This window comes from Mesorhizobium sp. Cs1299R1N1 (assembly GCF_037179655.1).
In the GTDB taxonomy this organism is placed as follows: Bacteria; Pseudomonadota; Alphaproteobacteria; order Rhizobiales; family Rhizobiaceae; genus Mesorhizobium; species Mesorhizobium salmacidum.
In genome coordinates this window covers 233,119-258,024 of the sequence record NZ_JAPYKR010000002.1, presented here as the reverse complement: position 1 = coordinate 258,024, position 24,906 = coordinate 233,119, and the positions used below count along the sequence as shown (strand labels likewise).

Genomic DNA, 24,906 nt, shown 5'->3' with positions numbered 1-24,906 from the left:
CGGGATTTGACCCCGCTGCCGCGTCGTCGCAAGAGAAAATTGGCTTTTCGATGCGATACTGTCCGCAACGGCTTTATTCGCCGACAGGCAAACTGATCGAGACTGACGGGTGGGCATCTATCTCCCGATCGCGGAAATTTCCGTCAACGTCTTCGTGCTGCTGGCCATGGGCGCCGCGGTGGGCTTCCTGTCGGGCATGTTCGGGGTGGGTGGCGGCTTCCTCATCACACCGCTCTTGATCTTCTACAACATCCCCCCGGCGATCGCGGTCGCCACCGGCGCCAACCAGGTCATCGCTTCTTCCGTCTCCGGCGTCCTTTCGCACATGAAGCGAGGCACACTCGACTTCAAGCTCGGCGGCGTGCTCCTGGCCGGCGGCATCGTCGGGTCCACCGCCGGCATCTACGTGTTCGGCTTCCTGCGCAGGCTCGGCCAGCTCGACCTGTTCATCTCGCTGCTCTACGTCGTGCTGCTCGGCACCGTCGGCGGGCTGATGCTGGTCGAAAGCATCAACGCGCTGCGCGCCACGCGCAGTGGGGCGGCACCAGTGCTGAAGAAATCCGGCCAGCACAACTGGATCCACCGCCTGCCGCTGAAGATGCGCTTCCGCGCGTCGAAACTGTTCGTCAGCGTCATTCCGGTGCTCGGGCTTGGCGCCGGCATCGGCTTCCTGTCGTCGATCATGGGCGTCGGCGGCGGCTTCATCATGGTTCCGGCGCTGATCTATCTGTTGAAAGTGCCGACCAACGTCGTCATCGGCACCTCGCTGTTCCAGATCATCTTCACCTCCGCCTACACGACGCTGGTTCACGCCACCACCAACCAGACCGTCGATGTGATGCTGGCCTTCCTCTTGATGGCCGGCGGCGTGGCCGGGGCACAATATGGCGCCAAGGCCGGCCAGCGGCTGCGCGGCGAGCAATTGAGAGCCCTGTTGGCGCTGCTGGTGCTGGCGGTGGCGATCCGGCTGGCTACCGATCTGTTCGCCACGCCACCCAACCTTTATTCGCTGTCCGGCGCGGGCCTCAACTGATGAATGGCCCGAAAGCGCTCGCAACCGTCGCTCTCCTGTCCCTGACCGCCGCCGCGCCGGCGAAGGCGCAAACGCCGGTGACGGAAGGCATCCAGATCGGTCTCTCCACCGACGCGGTGTCGATCACCGCCGGCTTTTCCGGCGCCGACCTGACCATTTTCGGTTCGCTGGAAAATCCCGACCCGCTGGTGGCACGCCAGGGCCGTTACGACGTCATCGTCGTGCTCGAAGGGCCGCCAAAGCCGGTGGTGGTGCGCCGCAAGGACCGGGTGCTGGGCGTCTGGGTCAATCTGGATTCCGAGACCTTCGAGAACGTGCCGGTGTCTTATTCTGTCGCGACGACGCGGCCGTTGCAGGACATCACCGAACCCAACAGCTACAAGCAACTGTCGCTCGGCGCCTCCAACCTTTACATGCAGCCCGCCGATGCCGGTGACAGTCCGGCGACGATCGAGGAGTTCACGGCGGCGCTGCGCGAGCGCAAGGCCGCCGCCGGCCTCTACAGCGAGAATGTCGGCGGCGTGCAATTCCTGTCGCAGAACCTGTTTCGCGCCACCGTCAGGCTGGCGCCTAATGTGTCGGTCGGCACGCACAAGGCGCGCGCGTTCCTGTTCAAGAGCGGCCTCTTCGTGAAGGAGAGTTCGGCGCAACTCGAAATCCGCAAATCGGGCTTCGAACAATCGATCTTCCGCGTCGCCCACGACTATTCGTTCCTCTACGGCGTATTCGCCATATCGCTGGCCATGGTGACGGGCTGGCTCGGCCGGCTGGTGTTCCGCAAAGATTGATGCTGCGGGAAAAGAGGGGTTCCCCTTTTCCACGCCATGCGATAAACCGCCGCCTCCCAGCCCAGGGGCAAACACGCACATACAATTCGCAAGAGCGGTCCGGGATGACAGCGCGATGCGCCGCCGCTGTTTTGCCGCCGTGAAACAATGACAGGAGGCTGCAATGCATCAGGCATTCGGCGGCATCGACTTCGGCACGTCCAATTCCACGGTGGGCGTGATCCGGAACGGCAAGGCGCGGCTGGTCCCGCTGGAGGGCGAACAACCCACTCTGCCAAGCGCCGTGTTCTTCAACTTCGAGGACGGCCACACCTATTTCGGCCGTCGCGCGATCGGCGATTATACCGACAGCATCGAAGGCCGCCTGATGCGCTCGTTGAAGAGCGTGCTCGGCAGTTCGCTCGCCCACGAGAAGACGCGTATCAAGGCGCGCCAGATCGGCTTCATCGACATTATCGGCCTGTTCATCGGTCATCTGAGGACGCGACTGGAGGCGGACGCCGGCGGCGTGGTGGAGAGCGTGGTGCTCGGCCGCCCGGTGCAGTTCGTCGATGACGATGCGCAAGCCGACGCGGAGGCGCAAGGCGAGCTCGAGAAGGCTGCCCGTGCCCAGGGCTTCAAGCATATCGCCTTCCAGTTCGAGCCGATCGCGGCGGCGCTCGACTACGAGCAGAAGGTGACGCGCGAGGAACTGGCGCTGATCATCGACATGGGCGGCGGCACGTCGGACTTCTCGATCGTGCGGGTCTCGCCGGAGCGCTCGCGATCGACCGACCGCAAGGACGACATCCTGGCCAGCCGCGGCATCCATATCGGCGGCACCGATTTCGACCGGCTGCTGAGCATCGCCCATGTCATGCCGCAGCTCGGCTATCTCTCCGCGACCAAGGACGGCAAGCGCAATCTGCCGGCCAGCTACTTCATCGATCTCGCCACATGGCAGCGCATCAACCTGGTCTACACCGCCAAGGCGATGACGCATCTGCGCCAGATCCGCTACGAGGCCGTACGCGCCGACCTGGTCGACCGTTTCATCCACATCGTCGAGCACCGCTACGGGCACGCTCTGGCGGCACTGGTCGAGAAAGCCAAGATAGAGCTGACCGACAGGTCATCGGCGGACGTGGCGGTGAAGCTGCCGGACCTGGCATTCGCCGCCGGGATCACGCGCGAGGGGCTGGAGGCCACGATCGCCCGTGATATCGAGCGGGTCACCGAGACGGTGGCGCAGACCATCCGCGACGCCGGAGTCAAGCCGTCCGACATCACCGCGGTGTTCCTGACCGGCGGATCGACGGCGATTCCGCTGGCAAGGCGGGAGATCCTGTCGCTGGTGCCGCAGGCTTCCGTCATCGACGGCGATATGTTCGGATCGGTCGGGCTTGGCCTGGCGCTCGACGCGCAGCGGAAGTTCGGCTGATCCTATCCTGACCCGTTCATGTCCTCGGCCAGATGCGCCTTCAGCGCCATCTGCGCCAGGCTTGCCTGGCGGTCGCGATGGGTGATCATGGCGAAGTCGCGCTTCGGCAATTCGATCGGCACGGCTCTCAGGCTCCCCTCGGCGACCGCGCGCCCGACGACGAGCTCCGAAATGATGGTCGCGCCGGCGCCGGCCTCGACGGCCTGACGAACCGCCTCGTTGCTGGGCAGCACCAGGAATATCCTGAGGTCGGCAAGCGAAATCCCCTCGCGGCGCGCCAGATCCTCCAGCACCTCGCGCGTGCCGGAGCCGCCCTCGCGGATGATCCAGCGCAGGCCGGTGATGTCGGGGCGGCCCGGCGCGATTTCGGCGATCTTGGGATGAGAGCTGGCAACGACCAGCATCAGCCGGTCGGTATCGACCTTGGCGCGGCGCAATATGTCGGATTCGGTGCGCCCTTCGACCAGGCCGAGATCGGCAGTTCCATCGAGCACGCTGGCCTCGACCTGCCTTGTGTTGCCGATGGTGACGCTAAGCCTGACGGCCGGATGCGCCTCGTGGAAGGAGGCCAGCCGGCGCGGCAGCCAATAGCTGGCGATGGTCAGGCTGGCGGCGATGGAGAGGGTGCCGGCGACCGTCTGCGAAACATGTTCCAGCACATTGCGGGCGGCGGCGGCCCGCTCCAGCACGGCCTTGGCCTCGGGCAGGAACCGGTGGCCGGTCTGGGCCAGTTCGATGTTGCGGCCGACACGATTGAACAGATGGACGCCGTGCTGCTCTTCCAGCGCGCGAATAGCCGCCGACGCGGCCGATTGGGAGATGCCCAGGAGTTCGGCCGCCTTGGTCATGTGGCCGCGCTCGGCGACGGCGACGAAAATGCGCAACTGATCCAGGGTCATGCGCGCATTAAGAACCAATATCGATCGAATTTACAAGAACAACTGATTAGACGGATCGATAGCTTTATTCTACTTTTTCGGAAGAAGTTAGAAAAAATTCGCCAGTGGATCGCGAAGGATAAAATGATCGGGCGGTTCAGATCCCTGCTTGCGCATTGGACCCGCGGCATCCGACGGCGGTTGGCCGGTGATCGATACCACCCGGAAGAGCATTACATGCGCGGCCCCGGGCCGAAGACGCGAGCCAAATCCGCCGGCCGCGCGAGCAGCATGGGATGATGATGCGAGGACCGCCGCGCGGCGCCAATTCAGCCCCTTCGCAACGCCAGCTTGCCGACACGCGGGCGCCCGATGAGGGCGATGGCGTCGACACCTCGCCTGACGTTTCCGACAGCATCGCCAAGACGACCTGCTACATGTGTGCCTGCCGCTGCGGCATCGACGTGCATATCAAGGACGGCAAGATCCGCTACATCAACGGCAACAAGGATCATCCGGTCAATCGCGGCGTGATCTGCGGCAAGGGCAGCTCCGGCATCATGCAGCACTACAGCCCGGCCCGGCTGAAGAAGCCCTTGCTGCGCACCGGCCCGCGCGGCTCGGGCGAGTTCCGCGAGATCGAGTGGGAGGAAGCCTTCTCGATCGCCACTGAAAGGCTGTCGAATATCCGCCGGACCGATCCTAAAAAACTCGCCTTCTTCACCGGGCGTGACCAGTCGCAATCGTTGACAGGCTGGTGGGCGAGCCAGTTCGGCACGCCTAACTTCGCAGCCCATGGCGGCTTTTGTTCGGTGAACATGGCGGCCGGAGGCCTTTACACGATCGGCGGCTCGTTCTGGGAGTTCGGCGAGCCCGATTGGGACAGCACGAAATACTTCATGCTGTTCGGCGTCGCCGAGGACCATGACTCCAACCCGATCAAGATCGGGCTGGGCAAGCTCAAGGCGCGCGGCGCCAAGGTGGTTTCGATCAATCCGTGCCGGACCGGCTACAATGCGATCGCCGATGACTGGATCGGCATCCGGCCCGGCACCGACGGCCTGTTCGTGTTCGCGCTGATCCACGAATTGTTGAAGGCGGGCCGCGTCGATCTCGATTATCTGCTCCGCTACACCAACGCGCATGTCCTGGTTATCCAGGAGCCTGGCGCGGCCGATGACGGGCTGTTCGTGCGCGACAGCGACGGCAATCCGCTGGCATGGGACAGAGTGGCGAAGCGTCCTGTGAGCGCTACCGATGCCGACACCAAACCGGCACTGACCGGCAGCTGCGATGTCGATGGCCGCCGCTGCGTTCCGGTGTTCCAGCTCATTGCGGACCGCTATCTCGACGAGAGCTACGCGCCCGATGCGGTCGCGGAGCGTTGCGGCATCTCCGCCGGAACGATCCGCCGAATCGCCGCCGAACTGGCCCACGTCGCCTTCGAACAGGCAATCGAACTGCCGGTCGCGTGGACGGACTGGGCGGGGCGCCGGCATGAGACGATCAAGGGACGGCCGGTTTCGATGCACGCGATGCGCGGCATCTCGGCCCATTCCAACGGCTTTCATACCTGCCGCGCCATCCACCTGCTGCAGGTTCTGCTGGGTACGGTGGACGTGCCGGGCGGCTTCCGCTTCAAGCCGCCCTACCCCAGATCCGCCCCGCCGGGCCCGAAGCCCTGCGGCAAGGACGTGAGGCCGATGACGCCGCTCGACGGCATGCCGCTCGGTTTCGTCTGCGGACCCGATGATCTGCTGGTCGACGAAGCGGGCACGCCGCTGCGCATCGACAAGGCCTATTCCTGGGATTCGCCGCTTGCAGCGCACGGTTTGATGCACACCGTCATCCGCAACGCCTGGGCGGGCGATCCGTACAAGATCGACACGCTGATGATGTATATGTCGAACATGGCCTGGAATTCCTCGATGAACACGGTCGAGACCATGGCCATGCTCACGGACCATGATGAAGCGGGCAATTACAGGATCCCCTTCATCATCTATTCCGACGCCTACTACTCCGAGACCGTGCCGTTCGCGGACCTCGTCCTGCCCGACACCACCTATCTCGAGCGTCATGACTGCATCAGCCTGCTCGACCGCCCGATCAGCCATGCCGACGGACCGGGCGACGCCATCCGCCATCCGGTCGTCGAGCCCGACCGCGACGTCAGACCGTTCCAGTCGGTGCTGATCGAACTCGGCGCACGGCTTGGCTTACCCGGCTTCGTCGATGACGACGGCTCGGCGACGTACCGCGACTACGCCGACTACATCGTCAATCATGAACGCACGCCCGGCATCGGCCCGCTCGCTGGCTGGCGCGGCAAGGATGAAACCTCGATCGGCATGGGCGAAGTCAACCCCAACCAGTTGCAACGCTATATCGATAATGGCGGTTTCTGGCACCACGACTTCGCCGATGACCAGCGCTACTACAAGATGGCCAACCGCTCCTATCTGGATTTCGCGGTGCAACTGGGCTTCATCCCCAAGGCCGAGCCGATCGTCTTCCAGCTCTATTCCGAACCGATGCAACGTTTTCGGCTGGCCGCGCGCGGACATGGCCTGGTGGTGCCGCCGCAGACGCAGCGCGAGCGCGTCGAGACCTATATGGATCCGCTGCCGTTCTGGTACATACCCTTCGAGGAAGCGGCCGTCGACCTTGGAAAATATCCGCTGCACGCGCTGACGCAGCGGCCGATGCACATGTACCATTCCTGGGGTTCGCAAAACGCGTGGTTGCGGCAGATCACCAGCCAGAACCGGCTGTTCGTACATCACCGGACCGCAGCCGCCCTCGGCCTCGCCGACGACGACTGGGTGTGGATCGAGAGCATCAACGGCAAGGTGAAGGGGCAGATCAAGTTGGTCGACGGGGTGAACGAAAGCACGGTCTGGACCTGGAACGCGATCGGCAAAAGGCGCGGCAGCTGGGGGCTGAAGGACGATGCCGCCGAGAGCAATCGCGGCTTCCTGCTCAACCACATCATCGGTGACCAGACTTCTGCTGACGCCAGCGGCAAACGCTATTCGAATTCCGATCCGGTCACGGGACAAGCTGCGTGGTTCGATCTGCGCGTGCGCATCGTCAAATGCGCGGCTGAAGAGGCCGGCTTCACCGAACCGCAATTCGAGCGTTTTCACCAGCCACCGCACTTCGAGCCCTCGCCGGACAAGCTCACTTTCGGCGCCGGGTTCCGGCAGGCAAGAGAGGCGGCCGAATGACCTGTCTTCCAAATCCAGGCGGCAAGAAGCTTGGCCTCGTCATCGACCTCGACACCTGTGTCGGTTGCCAGGCCTGCGTCACCGCCTGCAAGGAGTGGAACACCGGCGGCCACATGGCGCCGCTGACCGACATCGACCCTTATGGCGGCAATGTCGACGGGGTCTGGTTCAACCGCGTGCACAGTTACGAGCACATCACCGAGATGGGGGGGCGCACGGTGAACTTCCCGCGCTCCTGCCTGCATTGCGAGACGCCGGCCTGCGTCACCGTCTGCCCGACGGGCGCCTCCTACAAGCGGGCCTCCGATGGCATCGTACTGATCGACGAGGACAAGTGCATCGGCTGCAAATTGTGCAGCTGGGCCTGCCCCTATGGCGCGCGCGAGTTCGACACCGATGTCGGCGTGATGAAGAAATGCACGCTCTGCGTCGACCGCATCTATAACGACAATCTTGCCGAAGGGGACCGCGTTCCGGCCTGCGTCGCCGCCTGCCCGACCAGCGCCCGGCATTTCGGCGACCTCGGCGATCCCCAATCCCCCGTTTCGCAACTGGTGGCGGAGCGGGGCGGTGTCGACCTTATGCCGGAACTCGGCTATCGCCCGACCAACAAATACCTGCCGCCGCGCGCTCACACACAACGCGCCGCATCGGTGGCCGCTCCCGCGCTGGAGCCGGTACGGGCCGAGGGCGGTTTCCTCGGCTGGGTCGATCGCATGCTTTCGAGCTGACCGTCCATGCATCCAGCCTTTTCGGTCGTCTTCTTCACCACCGCCACGGGTGCCGGCTATGGGCTGCTCGCGCTGCTCGGCGTGCTCGGCCCGCTCGGCTTCATCGCACCCGATTTCTGGCCGGGCTTCGTCGGCATGGGGCTGGCGCTCGGCCTGATCGCCGCCGGCCTGTTGTCGTCGACCGGCCATCTCGGCCGACCCGAACGTGCCTGGCGGGCGTTCTCGCAATGGCGCAGTTCATGGCTGTCACGCGAAGGGGTCGCCTCGGTCGCCACCTTCATTCCCGCAGGCCTTTTCGGGATCGGCTGGATCTTCCTTGGCCGCCTCGACGGCTGGGTAGCGGCCGCGGGCGTTCTGGCCACCGTCGGCGCCATAGCCACCGTCTGCATGACCGGCATGCTCTATGCCTCGCTGAAGCCGATTGCGCAGTGGCACAGCCCCTACACCTTGCCCGGCTATCTCATCTTCTCGGCGATGAGCGGCAGTGTGCTTGTGAACGCCCTGCTGCAAGGCTTTGCGCTCGGCTCAACGATCCCGCTTGCAGCTTCCGTACTGCTCACCCTGCTTGGCTGGGGCTGGAAGCTGGCGACCTGGCACCACAACGACCAGCTTGAAATCCAGACCAATGCCAACACCGCGACCGGGCTCGCCGGCGGCACTGTACGATCCCTGGAATGGCCGCATACCGAGGAAAACTACCTGCTCAAGGAAATGGGCTTCCGCATCGCGCGCAAGCACAGCGCGAAGCTGCGCCGGGTCACGCAGGCGCTGGCCTTCGGTTTGCCGATCCTGTTGCTGCTTGCCGCCTTCGCCTTGCCGTGGCCGTTTGCGGCGGTGTCGTCGGCGCTCGCCGCGATCGCCCAGTTCGCCGGCATGCTGGTCGAGCGCTGGCTGTTCTTCGCCGAAGCGAAGCACACGGTCATGCTCTATTACGGGCGATAGATCTCAGCCCGGCCTCAGCATCGAGCGCGAGATGGCGAAGATGCGCTCGCTACCAAGCATGTAGGCCATCAACGTTTCCGGCCGAAACAGGCCGGCATAGGCGCGATCAAGCACGTTGAGCGAGCCGGTATAGGCGCCGAAGGCCGGCATGATCATGCGGCCGCCGTCGCCGGCAAAGCAGCGCCGCCGCACCGAACGGCCTTGCTGCACGATGCGGGCGCAAGGATGAAGGTGGCCCGATATTTCGCCCTCGACCCGCACTTTCGATGGCTCATGCCGGAACAGCAGCGAGCCTATGGCCAGTTCCCGCACGGTCTCACCGGGCAGGTCCGCGGGCGCTTCCGGGTCGTGATTGCCGGCGACCCAGAACCAGTCACGGCCCGTCATCAGCGCTTCCAGCCGTTCGCGGAAGCTCGAATGCATGCGCTCGGCGCCGCCGCCGTCGTGAAAGGAGTCACCCAGGCTGATGACGATCGACGGCTGGTAGTCTGATATGATCGCCTGCAGCCGCAGCAGGGTCGCGCCGGTATCATAGGGTGGGATCAGCGTGCCGCGCCTTGCCAGCGACGACCCCTTCTCCAGATGCAGGTCCGATACTGTCAGCAGCCCGAGCTCGGGAAAATAGAGCACGCCGCGTGGATCGCAGACCGCGCGCTCGCCCGCGATGCCGACAAGGTCGGCCTCGGCGATCAGCGACGCGCGCGCCAGCGAAAAGTTCATTCGTCAACCATCCCGGGCCCCATGGCCTCTTCGACCAGCGTCGCCGCATCCATCAGCAGCGTTTCATCGGCCTCGCCGTTCACCGGCATCTTGCCGATCTCAAGCATGATCGGCACGGCCAGCGGCGAAATCTGTTCGAGCGCCTTATGCATGATTCTACCCTGGATGCGCGAGAGCATGTCGGCAAGTCTGCTGACATCGAGCAGGCCGGTCGCCGCATCGGCACGCGTCGCCTGAAGCAGGATGTGGTCCGGCTCATGGCTGCGCAGCACATCGTAGATCAGGTCGGTCGAAACGGTGACCTGGCGTCCGCTCTTCTCCTGGCCGGGGTGGCGTTTTTCGATCAGACCCGAGATCAGCGCGCAATTGCGGAAAGTGCGCTTGAGAAGCCAGCTGTCGGCCAGCCAGGCTTCGAGATCGTCGCCCAGCATATCCTGGTCGAACAGTGCGCCGAGTGAAGGCTTCCTGGCTTTGAACATGGCGCCCATGTCGCCCAGCGACCATATGGCGAGCGCATAGTCGGTGGCGACAAAGCCGAGCGGCCTGGCGCCCGCCCTGTCGAGGCGACGGGTGAGCAGCATGCCAAGCGTCTGGTGCGCCAGCCTGCCCTCGAAGGGATAGGCGACCAGATAATGGCGGTTGCCGCGTGGAAAGGTCTCGATCAGCAAATCGTCGCGCTTGGGCAGCATCGATTTGTCCGACTGGAATCGCAGCCAGTCGGCCACTTGCTCCGGCAGCTTCTTCCAGCGCTGCGGATCGTCCAGCATGATGCGGACCTGCTCGGCCAGATAGGTCGAGAGCGGGAACTTGCCGCCGCCATAATAGGGCACCTTGGCGTCGCTGCCGGGCGCGTTCGAGACGAAGCATTCATTTTCGCGGATGCCTTCGAAGCGCAGCACCTTGCCGGCGAACATGAAGGTATCGCCATGCGTCAAGGTTTCGAGGAACGCCTCCTCGATCTTGCCGAGCACGCGGCCGCCGTGCGACGCCGAGCCTTTGCTGCCGGCCTTGACGTAACGCACGTTGAGCGCGGGCACCTCGATGATGGTGCCGACATTCAGCCTGTATTGCTGGGCGACGCGCGGATTGGATACACGCCACAGCCCATCCTTGTTCAGGCGGATGCGGGCGTAGCGCTCGTAGTTCTTCAGCGCATAGCCACCGGTGGCGACGAAATCGATGACGCGGTCGAATGTCGGACGATCGAGGCTTGAATAGGGTGCCGCCGTTCGCACTTCTTCATACAGGTCATCGGCGCGGAACGGTGCGCCGCAAGCGCAACCGAGCACATGCTGCGCCAGCACGTCGAGCCCGCCATCGACCAGCGGCGGCGTATCCTGCGCGCCGAGATAATTGGCGTCGAGTGCGGCCCGGCATTCCAGCACCTCGAAACGGTTGGCGGGAATCAGGATCGCCTTCGACGGCTCATCCATGCGGTGGTTGGCACGGCCGATGCGCTGCGCCAGCCGGCTGGCGCCCTTCGGAGCACCGACATGCACGACCAGATCGACATCGCCCCAGTCGATGCCGAGATCGAGCGTCGAGGTGGCGACGATGGCGCGCAGCGCGTTCTCGCCCATCGCCTTCTCGACGCGCCGGCGCTGGGCGACGTCGAGCGAGCCATGATGCAGGGCGATCGGCAAGGTGTCCTCGTTGACGCGCCACAACTCCTGGAACAGCAGCTCCGCCTGGCTGCGCGTGTTGACGAACAGCAAGGTCGTCTTGTGGCGCTTGACCTCGCGGTAGATTTCCGGCGTGGCGTAGCGCGCCGAGTGCCCCGCCCACGGCACGCGCTCCTCGGAATCCAGGATCGAGATTTCGGGCTTCGCACCGCCCGTCACAGTGATCAATTCCGCCATATCACCCGGCGGGTTCTGGCTGACCAGCCAGCGCCGCAATTCGTCCGGCTCGGCCACCGTCGCCGACAGGCCTATCGTCTGCAGGCCAGGGACGAAGCTGCGCAGCCGCGCCAGCCCAAGCGCCAGCAGATGGCCGCGCTTGGACGTCACCAGTGAATGCAACTCGTCGAGCACGACATAGCGCAGGTCCTCGAAGAAGCGCCTCGCATCACCTGCCGCGATCAGCAGCGCCAGTTGCTCCGGCGTGGTGAGCAGGATATCGGGCGGCGCAAGCTTCTGGCGCTGGCGCTTGTGGGCGGGGGTGTCGCCGGTGCGCGTTTCGATGGTGACGGGCAGACCGATCTCCTCGACCGGCTTGCCGAGATTGCGCTCGATGTCGACGGCCAATGCCTTAAGCGGCGAGATGTACAGCGTGTGGATGCCGCGCCGCGCCTGGCCTGGTTTTCGCCTCGGCCTGACGGCCAGTTCGGTCAGCGACGGCAGGAAGCCGGCCAGCGTCTTGCCGGCGCCGGTCGGCGCGATCAACAGCACCGATTGCCCGGCTTGGGCCTTCGCCAGGAGTTCGACCTGATGCGCGCGCGGCGACCAGCCTTTCTCGCCGAACCATTTTACGAATGGCTCGGGCAAGACGACGGCGGCATTCTGGTCGGCGAGGCGCGGCAGCTCGGTCACCCGCCAGAGGTAGCGCGGCGGCGCGCAATCGCCAAGCAGAATCGGAACAAAAGGGGATCGAAAGCCTTACGGCCGCCGGAACCCTGTCGGCGCCCCATAGAGATAACCGATGCGGGCGATGGCTTCCTTCAGCCCTTCGCGCGACACCAGCATGGTGTGGCCGTTGGCGTGGATCATGGTCTCGGCGTCGGTCATGATGGCGACATGGCCTTTCCAGAACACAAGGTCGCCACGTCGCAGCCCCGAACGATCGGGGCCGGGCTGAAGCGGCTCGCCGACCGAATTGGCCTGCATGTCGGAATCGCGAAGCACCTCCCTGCCGGCCATGCGCATCGCCAGTTGCACCAGGCCGGAGCAATCGATGCCGAAGCCGGAAACACCGCCCCAGAGATAGGGCGTGCCGAGAAACGTCTCGGCCACGGACACATAGTCGCCGGCCACTTCGCCGATCGGGCGCAGATGGCCAGCGATCACGGCTTCACCGGAGGGCAGCAGTGCATAGTGCGTGCCGCGCGTTTCGGCGGCACCCGTCACGGTTACCGTCGATCCCATCGACAATTGCCCGGCAATCGGAAAGCGCAGATCGGGACCGGGATATAGGAACGTGCGCGGCACCGAGACGATATGGGTGGGCGCATGGTCCCGCTCGCCCAACATGGCGTCGGCTACATAGCCGACATAGCCGTCTCGCTCTGCCTGGATCCAGGCCCAACCTTCTCTATCCTCGAAAACCAGGACATCGTCGCCGAACAGAGCTTGCGTGTTGACGCCCGAATCCAGCGTCGGCGCCTTGCGGATATCTGCCACCGGGACCGAAATCCGCGCCGGCCGACCCGCTACGAAACGGTCGGCAGCGACCTCACCTTTCAACCTGGCATCGGCGAGATCGGAGCGGAAAGCGTGCAGGCGGGGGTCGTGGGCGGTCAAATCGGCAATCCAGTTAGATAGGAAAATTGTTCAGATCGGCAGGTCGTGTGCCTTGGCAATGATACCATCGCCGAAGCGCTCGACAAAGAGCGCACCCTCGACCGTGCGCTTGATCAGGACATTGCGCTTGTCGAGTTCGTCGCGATGGCGCGACACCAGTTTTAGCGCGCCCATCGTGTCGAGCGCACGCGTGATGACCGGCTTGGTGACGTTGAGACGGGCGGCAAGCCCGCGCACGGTGTGCGGCGGCGGATCGAGATAGATGGTGAACAGGATCGCCGTCTGCCGCATGGTGAGATCAGGCGCATCCTCGCGCACCTGCGACAGCATCACTTGCTGCCACAGTCGCAAGGCCTGGCTCGGGCGCATCGCAATCGACATCGTGCCAGCATGACGGCAAATTGTTTCGGTTCCGTTTCAGTTTCTGCAAGTTGCCGGCTCTGCTTGCGCATCAGCCATAGCGCGTCGAGATGATCCGCTCCAACGCGCGGATGCCTTGCGCCTCGCCACCGGAAGGGCCGTACGGGCGATCGGCGGGGTTCCATGCGAAGATGTCGAAGTGGGCCCAGCTTGCCGACTTCTCGACAAAGCGCTTGAGGAACAGCGCGGCCGTGATCGACCCGGCGAAACCGTCCGTGGTGACGTTGTTGATGTCGGCGATCTTCGACGACAGTCTCGCGTCGTAGGGCCGCCACAGCGGCATGCGCCACAGCGGATCCTCGACCGCGATGGAGGCGGCCGCAAGCTCCGCGGCAAACGCCTCGTCATCGGTGTAGAAGGGCGGCAGGTCGGGACCCAGCGCGACGCGGGCTGCTCCGGTCAGGGTCGCCATGTCGACCAGGAGCTGCGGTTCCTCTTCGTCGGCAAGCGCCAGCGCATCGCCCAGCACCAGCCTTCCTTCCGCGTCCGTATTGCCGATCTCGACTGATATGCCCTTGCGGCTGGCCAGCACGTCACCCGGGCGGAAGGCGTTGCCGGCAATCGAATTCTCGACCGCGGGGATCAGCACCCGCAGCCGCACCTTGAGCCCAGCCGCCATGATCATCGAGGCCAGGCCCAGCACATTGGCCGCGCCGCCCATGTCCTTCTTCATCAACAGCATGCCCGAGGACGGCTTGATGTCGAGGCCGCCCGTGTCGAAGCAGACACCCTTGCCGACCAGGGTCACCTTCGGCGCGCCTTGCTGCCCCCATGTTAAGTCGATCAGGCGCGGCGCATCGGACGATGCACGGCCGACGGCGTGGATCATCGGGAAATTCTGTGTGAGCAGGTCGTCGCCCTTGATGACGGAGACTTCGGCCTTGTGGGTCCCAGCCAGGACCCGCACTGCCCTCTCCAGATCGTCCGGCCCCATATCGTTGGTCGGTGTGTTGACGAGGTCACGCGTCAGGAAAACGCCGTCGGCGATGCGGCGAACGCGCTGCGCATTGACGCCGGCCGGCAATTCGAAGCGCAGCGCCTTGCCCGGCTTCTTGCCATAGCGGGTAAAGACATAGCCGCCGAGCGCCAGCGCGATCGCCGCCAATTCAGGCTCGGCCGGCGCCGAGGCGAAGTGCCAGTCGCCTTCCGGCAGGGTTTTCGACAGCGCGCCCAGACCGAGCGCGCCCTCACCGTCGCCAAGACCGAACATGGCGCCCGCGAGTGCGCCGTTCTCGCCGGGCACGGCCAGCGTCCTGCCGGCCTCGCCGGAAAAGCCGTTTGCCTTGGCCCAAGCGACAATAGACGGCGACAGACCGGCCGCGTCCAGGCCGTCCCTAGCGACCAGATGGATCGGCAGCGGGTTCTTCAGCTTGTTCTCGACCAGTTCCACGGACATCAGACGTTTCTCCTGCCGAACTCGCCCGAGTCGGCGTTTCTTAACCCTCCGTTAGGGTTAACAGAATATTTCTGCTGGAGGGAAGATGGCCACGCAATGGCCACGCGCATGAATGGAGGCCCAGGTGCCGATGCCGACCAACCGCACGATAAACATCCAGGGAAAGCGGCTCATCACCACGGCATTCATGTTGGCGCTCGCGGCAGGTGTCGCGGGATGCGCAACCGACAAGTTCACCACCGGCTCGATCGGACGCACCAGCGGAAAGCCGCTGGAGACGATGTCGGCGGGAGAATTGCACAATGCCACGTCCGCTCTTGGCCAGTCCTATGCGAGGAACCCCACCGACAAGCGAATCGCCACCAATTTCGCGGCGGCGCTGCAAATGGATGGGGATGCCGACCAGTCGCTCGCCGTGATGCGCAAGCTGGCGATCGCCTATCCCAAGGACCGCGACGTACTCGCCGCCTATGGCAAGGCGCTGGCCGCCAACGGCCAGTTCGAGGCGGCGCTCGATGCGGTGCGCCGCGCACAGACGCCGGAATATCCCGACTGGAGGCTGGTGTCGGCGGAGGCGGCCATCCTCGATCAGACCGGTCAGAAGGACGAGGCGCGCCAACTCTACCGCAAGGCCCTCGAACTCAAGCCGAACGAGCCCTCGATCCTTTCCAATCTCGGCATGTCCTATGTGCTGGAAGGGGATCTGCGCACCGCCGAGACCTATATGCGGTCGGCCGCCCAGCAGTCGAACGCCGACAGCCGGGTGCGCCAGAACCTGGCGCTCGTTGTCGGCCTGCAGGGTCGTTTCGACGAAGCCGAGAAGATCGCCTCGCAGGAACTTTCCCCCGAACAGGCACAGGCCAACGTCGCCTATCTCAGGCAGATGCTGGCCCAGCAGAACGCCTGGAGCCAGCTCAAGGACCAGGACAAGGCGAAACCGGCGAAAACCGCCACCAACTGATCGCCGCGGGCTTACCGCAAATCGTAAAAGCCGCGCTCGATTGCAGCGCGGCTTTTGTTTTCGCAGACGGATTCTGCGTTGGTTACTGGCTGGTCGACGCGGCCGCCCCGGGATGATCGCCGAAGATACCGCGCTGGCTGACCTGGATGCCCGCCGGCCCCAGGATGATGGCAAACAGCACCGGCAGGAAGAACAAGATCATCGGCACGGTGAGTTTGGGCGGCAGGGCGGCCGCCTTTTTCTCGGCGGCGTTCATGCGCATGTCGCGGCTTTCGGCGGCGAGCACGCGCAGCGCGTGCGCTACCGGCGTACCGTAGCGTTCGGCCTGGACAAGCGCCTGCGACACAGACTTGACCGATTCCAGCCCCGTGCGGCTGGCCAGGTTCTCGTAAGCCTGCTTGCGCTCCTGCAGATAGGAGAGTTCGGCGTTGGTCAGGATGAATTCTTCCGCCAAGGCCACCGACTGCGCGCCGATCTCGTCGGCGACCTTGCGCAGCGCGGCTTCCACCGACATGCCGGACTCCACGCAGATGAGCATCAGGTCGAGCGCATCCGGCCACGCCATCTGGATCGACTGCTTGCGCTTGGTCGCGCGATTGTTGACGTAGAGGACCGGCGCGTAGAAGCCGCCATAGGCAACCAGGACGCAAACGAACAGCCGGACCACCAATGGCTTATCGGGCAATCCTCCGAGCACGAAAATATAGAACAGACCGAGCGCGAAGCCGACAAAAGGAAGCACCAGGCGGAAGAACAGAAAACGCGTTAGCGGATTCTGCCCGCGAAAGCCGGCAACCTTGAGCTTTTGCAAGGTGGCCTCGTCGGCCAACGCACGCCGCAGATCGAGCCGGTCGACAATGTTGCGCATGCCGATCGACTGTTCCTCGCGCAGACCCTTGCGGCGGCGATCGGCCTCTGTCGCAAGCCGCGCGCGCTGCTTGGCGCGAAGCTCATCACGCTCCAGCGCGACCGATTTCATGCGCGCCTTGAGCTGGTTTCCGCCAAGCGCAGGGAGCAGCGTAAAGACGGTTGCGAACACGGCGATAGCGACCAGCAGCGCAATCAGGAAGCTGGGATCCGTCAGTGATTTGATGGCTTGTTCGGTCATGCCGCGGCCCTAGACTTCAAAGTTCATCATCTTGCGCATCACGAAGATGCCGATCGACATCCAGACGGCGGCGAAACCGAGTATCAAATGGCCGACGCTGGTCGTGAACAGCGGCATCAAATAGTTGGGACTGGAGAGATAGACGAGAAAGGCGACGATGAAAGGCAAGGCGCCGATGATGGCGGCGGATGCTTTCGCTTCCATCGACAGTGCCGCGACCTTGGCCTTCATCTTCTTGCGGTCGCGCAACACGCGCGAGAGGTTACCCAGCGCCTCGGAGAGATTGCCACCGGCCTGCGACTGGATCTGGATGACGATGCCGAAGAAACTCGCCTCGGTGCACGGCATGGTTTCGGGCATGCGCAAGGTCGCGTCGGGGATCGACAGGCCCATCTGCTGCGAATCGACTATCCGGCGAAACTCGGCCTTCACGGGTTCAGGCGATTCATTGGCGATCAGGCGTATGGCGTCGTTCAGCGGCAGGCCGGACTTGACCGCCCGCACGATGATGTCGAGCGCGTTTGGAAATTCGTTGAGGAATGACTTGACGCGGCGGGTACGACGAAAGGAGACGAACCAACGCGGCAGGCCGAGCGCTCCGGCGAGCAGCACACCGGGCAAGACAATCATCGGCGCTCCGGCCATGAACGCGACGATTGTCAGCGCGAGGCCGAATATGGCCGAATAGATATAGAAACGCTCGATCGGCACCTTCATCCCAGCTTGGCGAAGCTGGGCTTTCAGCGGCGGCTTCTTGACGGCGGTATCCTTGGTCTTCTGCTTCTCGTCGAGTTCCTTCAGGGAATCCTGCACCGATTTGCGGCGCTTGGCCGCGTCCGCCGCGCGGTCACGGGTCGCCTTGACGACAGAACGGTCCGTCTCGGCGGCCTTGATCGTTTCAAGCCGCTTTCCGGCCTGTTTCTCATTGCTGATCTGGGTGAACAGGAATGCATAGGCGACCGCGCCGGCGCTGAAGCCGGCGAGCACGACAAACGCCAATACGGTGCCGTCAATTCCAAACATCGACCAGAACCTTCACGCCTGCGTATGCGTCAGTCAGCACGTTTCTCCATAGCCTCGAGCGCTGTGGCGAGACGCTGCTCCTCGCCATAGTATCGAGCCCGCTCCCAGAAATGGGGGCGGCCGATGCCGGTCGAGACGTGTTCACCCAGCAGCCTGCCGTTGGCGTCCTCGCCCTTGATGTTGTAGAGGACAATATCCTGCGTGATGATGACGTCGCCCTCCATCCCGATCACTTCGGTGATGTGGGTGATGCGGCGCGATCCATCGCGCAGGCGCGCCGCCTGGATGATCACGTCGATGGAGCCGACGACGATTTCGCGCACGGTTTTCTGCGGCAGCGAATAGCCGCCCATGGCGATCATGGACTCGATACGGTTCAGGCATTCGCGCGGGCTGTTGGAGTGGATCGTTCCCATCGAGCCGTCATGGCCGGTATTCATCGCCTGCAGGAGGTCGAAGACCTCGGGTCCGCGCACTTCGCCGACGATGATGCGTTCGGGACGCATGCGCAGGCAGTTCTTGACCAGGTCGCGCATCGTCACCTCGCCCTCGCCCTCAAGGTTGGGCGGACGCGTTTCCAGGCGCACGACATGCGGCTGCTGCAGTTGCAGTTCGGCCGAGTCCTCGCAGGTGATGACGCGCTCATCACGGTCGATATAGTTGGTCAGGCAGTTGAGCAATGTCGTCTTGCCGGAGCCGGTGCCGCCCGAGATGACGATGTTGCAGCGGACACGGCCGATGATCTTGAGAACTTCGGCCCCTTGCGGAGAGATGGCGCCGAACTTGACCAGTTGGTCGAGCGTCAGCTTGTCCTTCTTGAATTTGCGGATGGTGAGCGCGGTGCCGTCGATGGCCAGCGGCGGCGCAATGACGTTGACGCGCGACCCGTCGGGAAGACGGGCGTCGCAAATCGGGCTGGATTCGTCGACGCGCCGGCCGACCTGGCTGACGATGCGCTGGCAGATGTTGAGCAGCTGCTGGTTGTCGCGGAAGCGGATGTTGGTCTGTTCGACCTTGCCGTTGACTTCGATGTAGACGTTCTTGGACCCGTTGACCATGATGTCGGCGATGTCGTCGCGCGCGAGCAACGGCTCGAGCGGCCCGTAGCCGAGCACGTCATTGCAGATGTCCTCGAGCAGTTCTTCCTGCTCAGCGATCGACATCGCGAAGTTCTTGATCGCGATGATATCGTTGACGATGTCGCGGATTTCCTCGCGGGCGCTTTCGGGATCGAGCTTGGCGAGTTGCGACAGGTCGATCGTATCGATGAGGGCCGAGAAAACCTGGCTCTTGGTATCGTAGTAGGTTTCGCTCTTTTCGCGGCCTTTCCTCGGTTCCGGCGCCATCGGCGGCGCCTCGACCGCGCGCCTGGCCGGTGGCGCGACAGGCGCGCTCGGCTGAGGCGTGGCCGCGGGCCGGGCAAGAACCGCGGTGTCCGCCGAGACCGCGGCGGCCGGCGCGACCGGTGCCGGCTGGCGAAATTCCGGCGTGAACCGATTGCCGTCGTCGTTGCCTCTTTTACCGAACATGACCGACTACCGACCCCATTGCATCACTTCTTGTTGCGCGAGAGCTTGCCGAGCAGACTGCCCAGGCCAGCCTTCTTTTTCGCCCTGATTTCGCTGCGGCCGGTCAGCACATGAGCAATCTCGTTGATGGTGGCCACAACCGGGTTCTTGGCATCCATCTCGCCCAGCATGCGTCCGTTGTTTGCGGCATTGCCGAACAGCAAGGGATCAAAGCCGATGACCGACATCGGTGTCAGGCCGAGCGGCTCGGCGAAATCGGATGGCGATATCTCCGGCCGCTTGGGCACGCCGGCCTGGTTGATGATCAATTTCGGCGGCGGATCGTTCGGGCGAAGCCGCTTCAACATGTCGACCAGGTTCTTGGTGTTGCGCAGATTGGCCAGTTCCGGCGTTGCCGTGATGACGATCTCGTCGGCCTTGACCAGCGTGTTCTTGGCCCATCCCGTCCATACATGGGGAACGTCGAGCACAAGGATCGGCACGCTGCGCTGCGCGGTATCGACAAGTTGCGCGAAGGCATCGGGATCGAAGTCGTAGACGCGTTCCAGCGTCGAGGGCGCCGCGAGCAGCGACAGATGCTCGGCGCATTGGGTCAGCAGCCGGTCGAGATAGACTTCGTCGACGCGCTCGGGCGAGAACACGGCCTCGGCGATGCCCTGGGCCGGATCCTGATCGAAATTGATGTTGGCGGTGCCGAAGGCGAGATCGAGGTCGGCCACAACGACCTCGGATTTGAACAGGGAGGACATTGCCCAAGCAACATTGTGGGCGATCGTGGAAGAGCCGACGCCGCCCTTGGCGCCGACGAAGGCGACCGAGCGGCCAAGCGGTTCAGCTTCCGGATCGACGAAGATCGACGACACGACGCTGACGACGTCGGCCATCGACACCGGCGCGATGACGTATTCGGAGATGCCGGAGCGGATGAGTTCGCGATAGAGACCAACATCATTGTAGTGACCGATCACCACCACTTTCGAGGATGGATCGCAGTATTCCGAGAGCTGGGCGAGTTGCTCCAGCAGTTGCTTGGGTTCGCTGCGCGATTCCAGCAGGATCAGGTTCGGTGTCGGCGCCGACTGGTAGAACTCGATGGCGGTGGGAACGCCGCCCATATGGACCTTGAGGTGCGCCTTGGTCATGCGGCGGTCCTCGCCGGCGCGCTGCACCGGATTGGCAACGCCCTCCGTCTCGCAGAATGCCTGGATCGAAATACGCGGAACCGGCCGCAACGCCTGCATCGCGGCGACGTCCTGCGGCGAGGTGTCACCGGCCTCCACGGTGGCGTCATAGGCAAGGTTGCTCATGGTCATGCTCTTTCCGTGGCCTGTTCGTGGCGTCGCTTCTTTCCGAGGCGGCTTAGTAAGTCACTTCCGAGTTGCCGAGTAGTTCCTCCGAAATGCCCCTGTCTTGGTAGACACCGATGGCTTTGCTGCGATTTGCCGCATCAATGGTGGTAGACTTGCGCGGCCCGAGAAGATCGCCTGGATTGGCCATCTGGGCGGCAAGATTGTTCTGATAGGAGCAGCCGAAATCGGCGTAGTGCTTGTTCTCCGACGTTTCCACCAGGTCGGCGGGCCAACGTCCGCATTTGTCGGTCTGTGCCCTCACCGCGATGTAGGAGACACGAACCGGGGCTGATGCCTCGCTCGATCCAGCCTGATAGGAGACCACGACGATCCGGTCGCGCTTGATCCCCGCGGCGACCGCGAGCCGGGCGAAATCGTGGCCGGCCGCCGCCGCGGCGACTTCGTTGGCCGATCCGCTTGGAATCTGGATCGTCAATGCCGGAGCGGCACTCTTGTCATAGCCGTCGAGGAAACCCAGGAGCGTGTCGCGCTGCGAGCCGGTCATGCCGCGGTCGCCGGCGCCGACAGGAAGATCGATCTTCTGGTTCTTCTCCGCGATGACGATCGGATGATTGGTGCGATAGTCGTCGGGAATGGCGCCGACGGTAATGCTGTCGCGGTGGGCACAACCGGCCAGCAGAGCCGATACCGCCACCGCCATGATCGGAAGGGCTCGCAGGCTTATCCGAGAACGGCCGGAGCGCATCGCCATGGTCCTTGCCTTCAATGCTGACTGAGACATGTCTGCTTTCCCGTTCACTTGTAGATGAAGCCGACAACGCCGTGATAGCGGCCATTGGGCCTGTCGGTCTGCATGGTGCCGTAGACGCGATTGACACGCCCAAGGAACATGCCGGCCCCGTCGCCCGGAGGGTTGAAATTGTCGTCCGGCTTGGCGAGATCGTTGCGTGCCACGGGTTTCACCAGATAGGGCGTGATGATGATGACGAGCTCGGTCTCGTTGCGCACGAAATCCCTGCTGCGGAAGAGCGCGCCGAGCACAGGAATCTTTGTCAGTCCAGGCAAGCCGTTGACGGCCTGCCTGACATCGTCGCGAACCAGGCCGGCGATCATCATGGAGCCGCCCGAGGGCAGTTCGACGGTCGTATCGGCAAGACGCTTGCGCAGTGACAAGGCATTCATGCCGATACTCCGATTGTCCGTGGATGCCGAGACGGACCCCTCGGTTGTCGGCTCGGAAACCGAAGTCCTGACTTTCAGGCTTATCCGGCCGGGCGATAAAACCACCGGCTGAAATTCCAATCCGATTCCGTACTCGATCTTATCGACGGAATAGTTCTTCAAGCCGGTCTGGTTGTCTTGCGATACATTCGCGGAGACGCTGGTCACCATGTTGTATTCGCCACCCACCTTGAACGTCGCCTTCTCACCAGATACGGCGGTCAGGGTCGGTTCGGCCAACGTCTTCATGACCCCCGACTGCTCCATGGCGTTTATATATGCCTGGAGTGCGGAGGAGCCGATGCTTAGGCCCGCGTTCGACAACGGCTTTCCGAGACCAGTGAAAGGGTCGCTGAGCGCGCCATAGCTGATGCCGTTGCTGCCGCCGCTGCCGACCATATTGACACCGAGCTGCTTCATCACGGAGCGGCTGACTTCGGCGACCGTCACCTTCAGCGTGACCTGATCGTCTCCGATGATCTGCAGCAGATTGACGATTTGGCTGGTGCGGCGCTCCTGGTCCGGGTTGTTGATGTCGACACCGCTCTGGGCCGAGCCGCCGGCGGCGGTCTGCGAATATTGTCCCGTCGTCGCTTCACCGCCGGACACAAACATATTTGCCAGCTGTTCGGCACGCTTGGCATCCAAGGGGGTGTCCACGGTGCCGGTCAGAACCACGTTGTCGTTGAGCAGTTCCACCTTGACGGCCGAGGTCGGAATGAAGCGCCTGATATAGTCCTCCAGGCCAGCGACGTCGCGCTCGATGGCCAGGTCCAAGCTGGCGATCTGTTCGCCGTTCGGCCCAAAGACGAAGATGTTGGTTTCGCCGACCGCCTTGCCGAAGAGGTAGATGCGCCTTGCGGTGCGGGTCACCGCATCGGCGACAGAGGGATTGGCGACAAGAATGTCGTAGGCATCGCTCGGCAGGTCTATGACCACCGACTTGTTGAGGCCAAGCTTGACGCGCTGGGTGGCTGTCGTGGCCGACACTTGCGTGCTCTTCGCCTCGACGCCCTGCACATTCGCTCCGACGAGCAAAAGGCCGAGTGCCGTGGCGACGATTGCCGGCAGTTTAGCGCTTAGCCTCATTTCCTTGCCCCTACTTCGGAGACTTCGCCCGACTTGATCAGCCTCACCGTTCCCCGGCGGCCATTGCCGGAAACGAGATAGTCGGCCTCGCCCACATTCTTTTCCTGGGTGTCCGTGATCGCCCGCAGCGCCAGCGTCAGGCGATCCGCCATCTGTTGGGCGACGGTGATGATCTCCGCCTGTTTGGGTGTCAGCTCCAGCGTGGCGGTCTGGCCCACCCTGGTCTTCTTGCCTTCCTCGTCTTCCTGGATGGTCTGGTCGATTGCCAGGACGCGGATATTCTTCAGGATGGTCTCGGTGCTGAATCCGGCCCCGGTGTTGGCATCGGCCCTGCGGGTCATGATGACGTCGACGAAATCGTTGGGAAGGATGAAGCCGCCGGCCGAAGTGTCCGCCGATATTGTCGTTGCGACCGCCCGCATGCCGGACGGCAGAATGGACGACATGAAGCTTTGTCCCTCGCCGATCAGCTTGGAGCGCCGCACGGGCTCGCCAGCATACATCGGCACACGGGCAATCGACCCTTTCAGCTTCTCCAGGGCATCGGGAGCTGTGGCCTTGGTGATGAAATTCGCGTTGATGCCGTCAGCAGGCCAGGATTGCCAGCCTATGTTGTTCTCGAGCGCGTTGCCCGTTGCGACATCGCCCGAGAGCACAAGCACGTCCTGCAGCGCCACCGCGGGGGCCTGGGGGCCAGAATCGACAACGACCTGAGGCGGCGGAGCCACCATGTTTTTCGCGACATAGCCAGCACCGCCCGCCGCGGCCACCGCCACGCTCAGAATAATCAATCGGGATGCTGGCATCTGTCCGAACCCTCGCCCTTGGCAAACCACCTGGCCAAGCCGGACTTTGCAGCGGCAATCGTCAAAACAAGGTTAATGCAATGCTTACGATCGTGATTAATTTAAGGTTTATACAAATTAGAATAGATCGCGCCGTGAGGCGCGGAAATGTTGGGCCGCCGCTCCGCAAAGCCGGCGTGCAAGGCATGTCGGCCGACGAAAATTTAATGAATTCAGCTCGCCAGCCTTGCCAGCGCCCAAACCATCAAGGGAGAATCGGGATAGGTCAGCAGGCCACCCAGGCCGAGCGCGATCCCGTAGGGAACACCGGCTGACTCTTCCGCAAAATGACGCAGGAATGGATTGCGTCCGGTGAACATCGCCAGAGGCGATTTCCGGTAAAACAGGATCGCGATTGTCAGAAGGCCGCCGATGATTGTCGAAGCGACAAGATATTCGACGAGATGGACGTTGAGCCCCATCCACACGGCCGTGGCGGCCAGCAGCTTGGCATCGCCACCGCCCATGCCACCCAAGGCGAACAGACCGAATGTCACGGCCAGGACAATGGCGCCGGCGGCGAAATGCCAGCCGTAAGCCGCCCATTCCATGCCCGTCAGCGGCGCCACCAGCGCGAAGACGACGACAAGCAGCACCGGCACGCGATTGGCGATGGTCATCGACAGCATGTCGGAGATCGCGGCAAACAGCATGCAGAACGGAAAGACGACGAAGATCAGGGCTTCAAGCATCGGGGCTATGCCTATTGTCGGATTCCACGGGGCTCAATCTAGGCATGTTCGATTAACGATTGATGAGGCTCGGAACGAAAAGACGACTGGTATTGGCAGCGGCATAGGACAA

General features: G+C 63.5%; 21 protein-coding genes. 7 read left to right on the top strand and 14 right to left on the bottom strand.

Annotation, left to right across the window (positions count from 1 at the left end; all coding sequences use genetic code 11):
• The first annotated feature begins 109 nt into the window (after positions 1 to 109).
• From O7A70_RS04700 to O7A70_RS04690, 3 genes are all read left to right on the top strand, one after another.
• Positions 110 to 1,033, top strand: a complete 924-nt coding sequence (locus tag O7A70_RS04700) for a sulfite exporter TauE/SafE family protein (RefSeq protein WP_337139333.1) — start codon at positions 110 to 112, stop codon at positions 1,031 to 1,033.
• Positions 1,033 to 1,821, top strand: coding sequence for a TIGR02186 family protein (locus O7A70_RS04695; protein WP_337139331.1), 789 nt, complete (start codon positions 1,033 to 1,035; stop codon positions 1,819 to 1,821). Before O7A70_RS04700 ends, O7A70_RS04695 begins: the two co-directional genes overlap by 1 nt.
• Positions 1,822 to 1,984: 163 nt before the next feature.
• A complete protein-coding gene (locus O7A70_RS04690; protein WP_337139330.1) occupies positions 1,985 to 3,241 on the top strand; it encodes an Hsp70 family protein in 1,257 nt (418 codons plus the stop codon).
• A 2-nt stretch (positions 3,242 to 3,243) separates the two neighbouring features.
• On the opposite strand, the gene O7A70_RS04685 is transcribed toward O7A70_RS04690, so the two are convergent.
• On the bottom strand, positions 3,244 to 4,140 hold the full coding sequence (locus tag O7A70_RS04685; protein ID WP_337139328.1) for a LysR substrate-binding domain-containing protein: 897 nt from the start codon (positions 4,138 to 4,140) through the stop codon (positions 3,244 to 3,246).
• A gap of 278 nt (positions 4,141 to 4,418) precedes the next feature.
• Here O7A70_RS04685 and O7A70_RS04680 point away from each other — a divergent pair, with 278 nt between their 5' ends.
• Genes O7A70_RS04680 through O7A70_RS04670 form a run of 3 tightly spaced genes read left to right on the top strand, consistent with a single transcriptional unit; the run spans position 4,419 to position 9,022 of the window.
• Entirely contained in the window at positions 4,419 to 7,349 is a 2,931-nt protein-coding gene (locus O7A70_RS04680) for a molybdopterin oxidoreductase family protein (protein WP_337139678.1), read from the top strand.
• Positions 7,346 to 8,080 carry a 4Fe-4S dicluster domain-containing protein gene (locus O7A70_RS04675; protein ID WP_337139327.1) on the top strand — a complete coding sequence of 245 codons (735 nt, stop codon included), beginning with the start codon at positions 7,346 to 7,348 and terminating at the stop codon, positions 8,078 to 8,080. Before O7A70_RS04680 ends, O7A70_RS04675 begins: the two co-directional genes overlap by 4 nt.
• 6 nt (positions 8,081 to 8,086) lie before the next feature.
• Complete coding sequence (locus O7A70_RS04670; protein ID WP_337139326.1) at positions 8,087 to 9,022, top strand: dimethyl sulfoxide reductase anchor subunit family protein; 936 nt, start codon at positions 8,087 to 8,089, stop codon at positions 9,020 to 9,022.
• Positions 9,023 to 9,025: 3 nt separating this feature from the next.
• Here O7A70_RS04670 and pdeM read toward each other — a convergent pair whose 3' ends face one another.
• From pdeM to O7A70_RS04645, 5 genes are all read right to left on the bottom strand, one after another.
• Complete coding sequence (pdeM, locus tag O7A70_RS04665) at positions 9,026 to 9,742, bottom strand: ligase-associated DNA damage response endonuclease PdeM (protein ID WP_337139324.1); 717 nt, start codon at positions 9,740 to 9,742, stop codon at positions 9,026 to 9,028.
• A complete protein-coding gene (locus O7A70_RS04660) occupies positions 9,739 to 12,273 on the bottom strand; it encodes a ligase-associated DNA damage response DEXH box helicase (RefSeq protein WP_337139322.1) in 2,535 nt (844 codons plus the stop codon). Before O7A70_RS04660 ends, pdeM begins: the two co-directional genes overlap by 4 nt.
• 66 nt (positions 12,274 to 12,339) lie before the next feature.
• Positions 12,340 to 13,200, bottom strand: coding sequence for a C40 family peptidase (locus O7A70_RS04655; protein ID WP_337139320.1), 861 nt, complete (start codon positions 13,198 to 13,200; stop codon positions 12,340 to 12,342).
• Between the two features lie 30 nt (positions 13,201 to 13,230).
• Positions 13,231 to 13,581, bottom strand: a complete 351-nt coding sequence (locus tag O7A70_RS04650) for a MarR family winged helix-turn-helix transcriptional regulator (protein ID WP_140507608.1) — start codon at positions 13,579 to 13,581, stop codon at positions 13,231 to 13,233.
• A gap of 70 nt (positions 13,582 to 13,651) precedes the next feature.
• The gene (locus O7A70_RS04645; RefSeq protein ID WP_337139318.1) at positions 13,652 to 15,016 is read right to left on the bottom strand and encodes a leucyl aminopeptidase family protein; all 1,365 of its coding nucleotides are present in this window, start codon (positions 15,014 to 15,016) and stop codon (positions 13,652 to 13,654) included.
• Between the two features lie 130 nt (positions 15,017 to 15,146).
• Between O7A70_RS04645 and O7A70_RS04640 the strand changes: the two genes are divergently transcribed.
• Entirely contained in the window at positions 15,147 to 15,977 is an 831-nt protein-coding gene (locus O7A70_RS04640; protein WP_337139677.1) for a tetratricopeptide repeat protein, read from the top strand.
• Between the two features lie 82 nt (positions 15,978 to 16,059).
• On the opposite strand, the gene O7A70_RS04635 is transcribed toward O7A70_RS04640, so the two are convergent.
• The 8 genes from O7A70_RS04635 to O7A70_RS04600 form a co-directional block, all read right to left on the bottom strand.
• Positions 16,060 to 17,085, bottom strand: coding sequence for a type II secretion system F family protein (locus O7A70_RS04635; protein WP_337139316.1), 1,026 nt, complete (start codon positions 17,083 to 17,085; stop codon positions 16,060 to 16,062).
• Between the two features lie 9 nt (positions 17,086 to 17,094).
• The gene (locus O7A70_RS04630) at positions 17,095 to 18,108 is read right to left on the bottom strand and encodes a type II secretion system F family protein (protein ID WP_337139313.1); all 1,014 of its coding nucleotides are present in this window, start codon (positions 18,106 to 18,108) and stop codon (positions 17,095 to 17,097) included.
• A gap of 29 nt (positions 18,109 to 18,137) precedes the next feature.
• Positions 18,138 to 19,637, bottom strand: coding sequence for a CpaF family protein (locus O7A70_RS04625; RefSeq protein WP_337139312.1), 1,500 nt, complete (start codon positions 19,635 to 19,637; stop codon positions 18,138 to 18,140).
• A 23-nt stretch (positions 19,638 to 19,660) separates the two neighbouring features.
• Entirely contained in the window at positions 19,661 to 20,950 is a 1,290-nt protein-coding gene (locus O7A70_RS04620) for an AAA family ATPase (RefSeq protein WP_337139310.1), read from the bottom strand.
• A gap of 46 nt (positions 20,951 to 20,996) precedes the next feature.
• A complete protein-coding gene (locus tag O7A70_RS04615; RefSeq protein ID WP_337139308.1) occupies positions 20,997 to 21,728 on the bottom strand; it encodes a CpaD family pilus assembly protein in 732 nt (243 codons plus the stop codon).
• A 14-nt stretch (positions 21,729 to 21,742) separates the two neighbouring features.
• On the bottom strand, positions 21,743 to 23,257 hold the full coding sequence (locus O7A70_RS04610) for a type II and III secretion system protein family protein (protein WP_337139306.1): 1,515 nt from the start codon (positions 23,255 to 23,257) through the stop codon (positions 21,743 to 21,745).
• Positions 23,254 to 24,063, bottom strand: a complete 810-nt coding sequence (gene cpaB / locus O7A70_RS04605) for a Flp pilus assembly protein CpaB (RefSeq protein WP_337139304.1) — start codon at positions 24,061 to 24,063, stop codon at positions 23,254 to 23,256. Before cpaB ends, O7A70_RS04610 begins: the two co-directional genes overlap by 4 nt.
• Positions 24,064 to 24,275: 212 nt before the next feature.
• The gene (locus tag O7A70_RS04600) at positions 24,276 to 24,794 is read right to left on the bottom strand and encodes an A24 family peptidase (RefSeq protein ID WP_337139302.1); all 519 of its coding nucleotides are present in this window, start codon (positions 24,792 to 24,794) and stop codon (positions 24,276 to 24,278) included.
• Positions 24,795 to 24,906 lie beyond the last annotated feature (112 nt).

What these genes read in the sequence shown, in the direction of transcription:
- O7A70_RS04685 (WP_337139328.1), bottom strand. Translation starts at nt 4,140, where the DNA reads ATGACCCTGGATCAGTTGCGCATTTTCGTCGCCGTCGCCGAGCGCGGC.
- O7A70_RS04640 (WP_337139677.1), top strand. Translation starts at nt 15,147, where the DNA reads ATGCCGACCAACCGCACGATAAACATCCAGGGAAAGCGGCTCATCACC.
- O7A70_RS04635 (WP_337139316.1), bottom strand. Translation starts at nt 17,085, where the DNA reads ATGACCGAACAAGCCATCAAATCACTGACGGATCCCAGCTTCCTGATT.
- O7A70_RS04695 (WP_337139331.1), top strand. Translation starts at nt 1,033, where the DNA reads ATGAATGGCCCGAAAGCGCTCGCAACCGTCGCTCTCCTGTCCCTGACC.
- O7A70_RS04650 (WP_140507608.1), bottom strand. Translation starts at nt 13,581, where the DNA reads ATGTCGATTGCGATGCGCCCGAGCCAGGCCTTGCGACTGTGGCAGCAA.
- cpaB (WP_337139304.1), bottom strand. Translation starts at nt 24,063, where the DNA reads ATGCCAGCATCCCGATTGATTATTCTGAGCGTGGCGGTGGCCGCGGCG.
- O7A70_RS04625 (WP_337139312.1), bottom strand. Translation starts at nt 19,637, where the DNA reads ATGTTCGGTAAAAGAGGCAACGACGACGGCAATCGGTTCACGCCGGAA.
- O7A70_RS04670 (WP_337139326.1), top strand. Translation starts at nt 8,087, where the DNA reads ATGCATCCAGCCTTTTCGGTCGTCTTCTTCACCACCGCCACGGGTGCC.
- O7A70_RS04690 (WP_337139330.1), top strand. Translation starts at nt 1,985, where the DNA reads ATGCATCAGGCATTCGGCGGCATCGACTTCGGCACGTCCAATTCCACG.
- O7A70_RS04620 (WP_337139310.1), bottom strand. Translation starts at nt 20,950, where the DNA reads ATGACCATGAGCAACCTTGCCTATGACGCCACCGTGGAGGCCGGTGAC.
- O7A70_RS04680 (WP_337139678.1), top strand. Translation starts at nt 4,419, where the DNA reads ATGATGCGAGGACCGCCGCGCGGCGCCAATTCAGCCCCTTCGCAACGC.
- O7A70_RS04630 (WP_337139313.1), bottom strand. Translation starts at nt 18,108, where the DNA reads ATGTTTGGAATTGACGGCACCGTATTGGCGTTTGTCGTGCTCGCCGGC.
- O7A70_RS04645 (WP_337139318.1), bottom strand. Translation starts at nt 15,016, where the DNA reads ATGTCCGTGGAACTGGTCGAGAACAAGCTGAAGAACCCGCTGCCGATC.
- O7A70_RS04615 (WP_337139308.1), bottom strand. Translation starts at nt 21,728, where the DNA reads ATGTCTCAGTCAGCATTGAAGGCAAGGACCATGGCGATGCGCTCCGGC.
- O7A70_RS04600 (WP_337139302.1), bottom strand. Translation starts at nt 24,794, where the DNA reads ATGCTTGAAGCCCTGATCTTCGTCGTCTTTCCGTTCTGCATGCTGTTT.
- O7A70_RS04675 (WP_337139327.1), top strand. Translation starts at nt 7,346, where the DNA reads ATGACCTGTCTTCCAAATCCAGGCGGCAAGAAGCTTGGCCTCGTCATC.
- pdeM (WP_337139324.1), bottom strand. Translation starts at nt 9,742, where the DNA reads ATGAACTTTTCGCTGGCGCGCGCGTCGCTGATCGCCGAGGCCGACCTT.
- O7A70_RS04610 (WP_337139306.1), bottom strand. Translation starts at nt 23,257, where the DNA reads ATGAGGCTAAGCGCTAAACTGCCGGCAATCGTCGCCACGGCACTCGGC.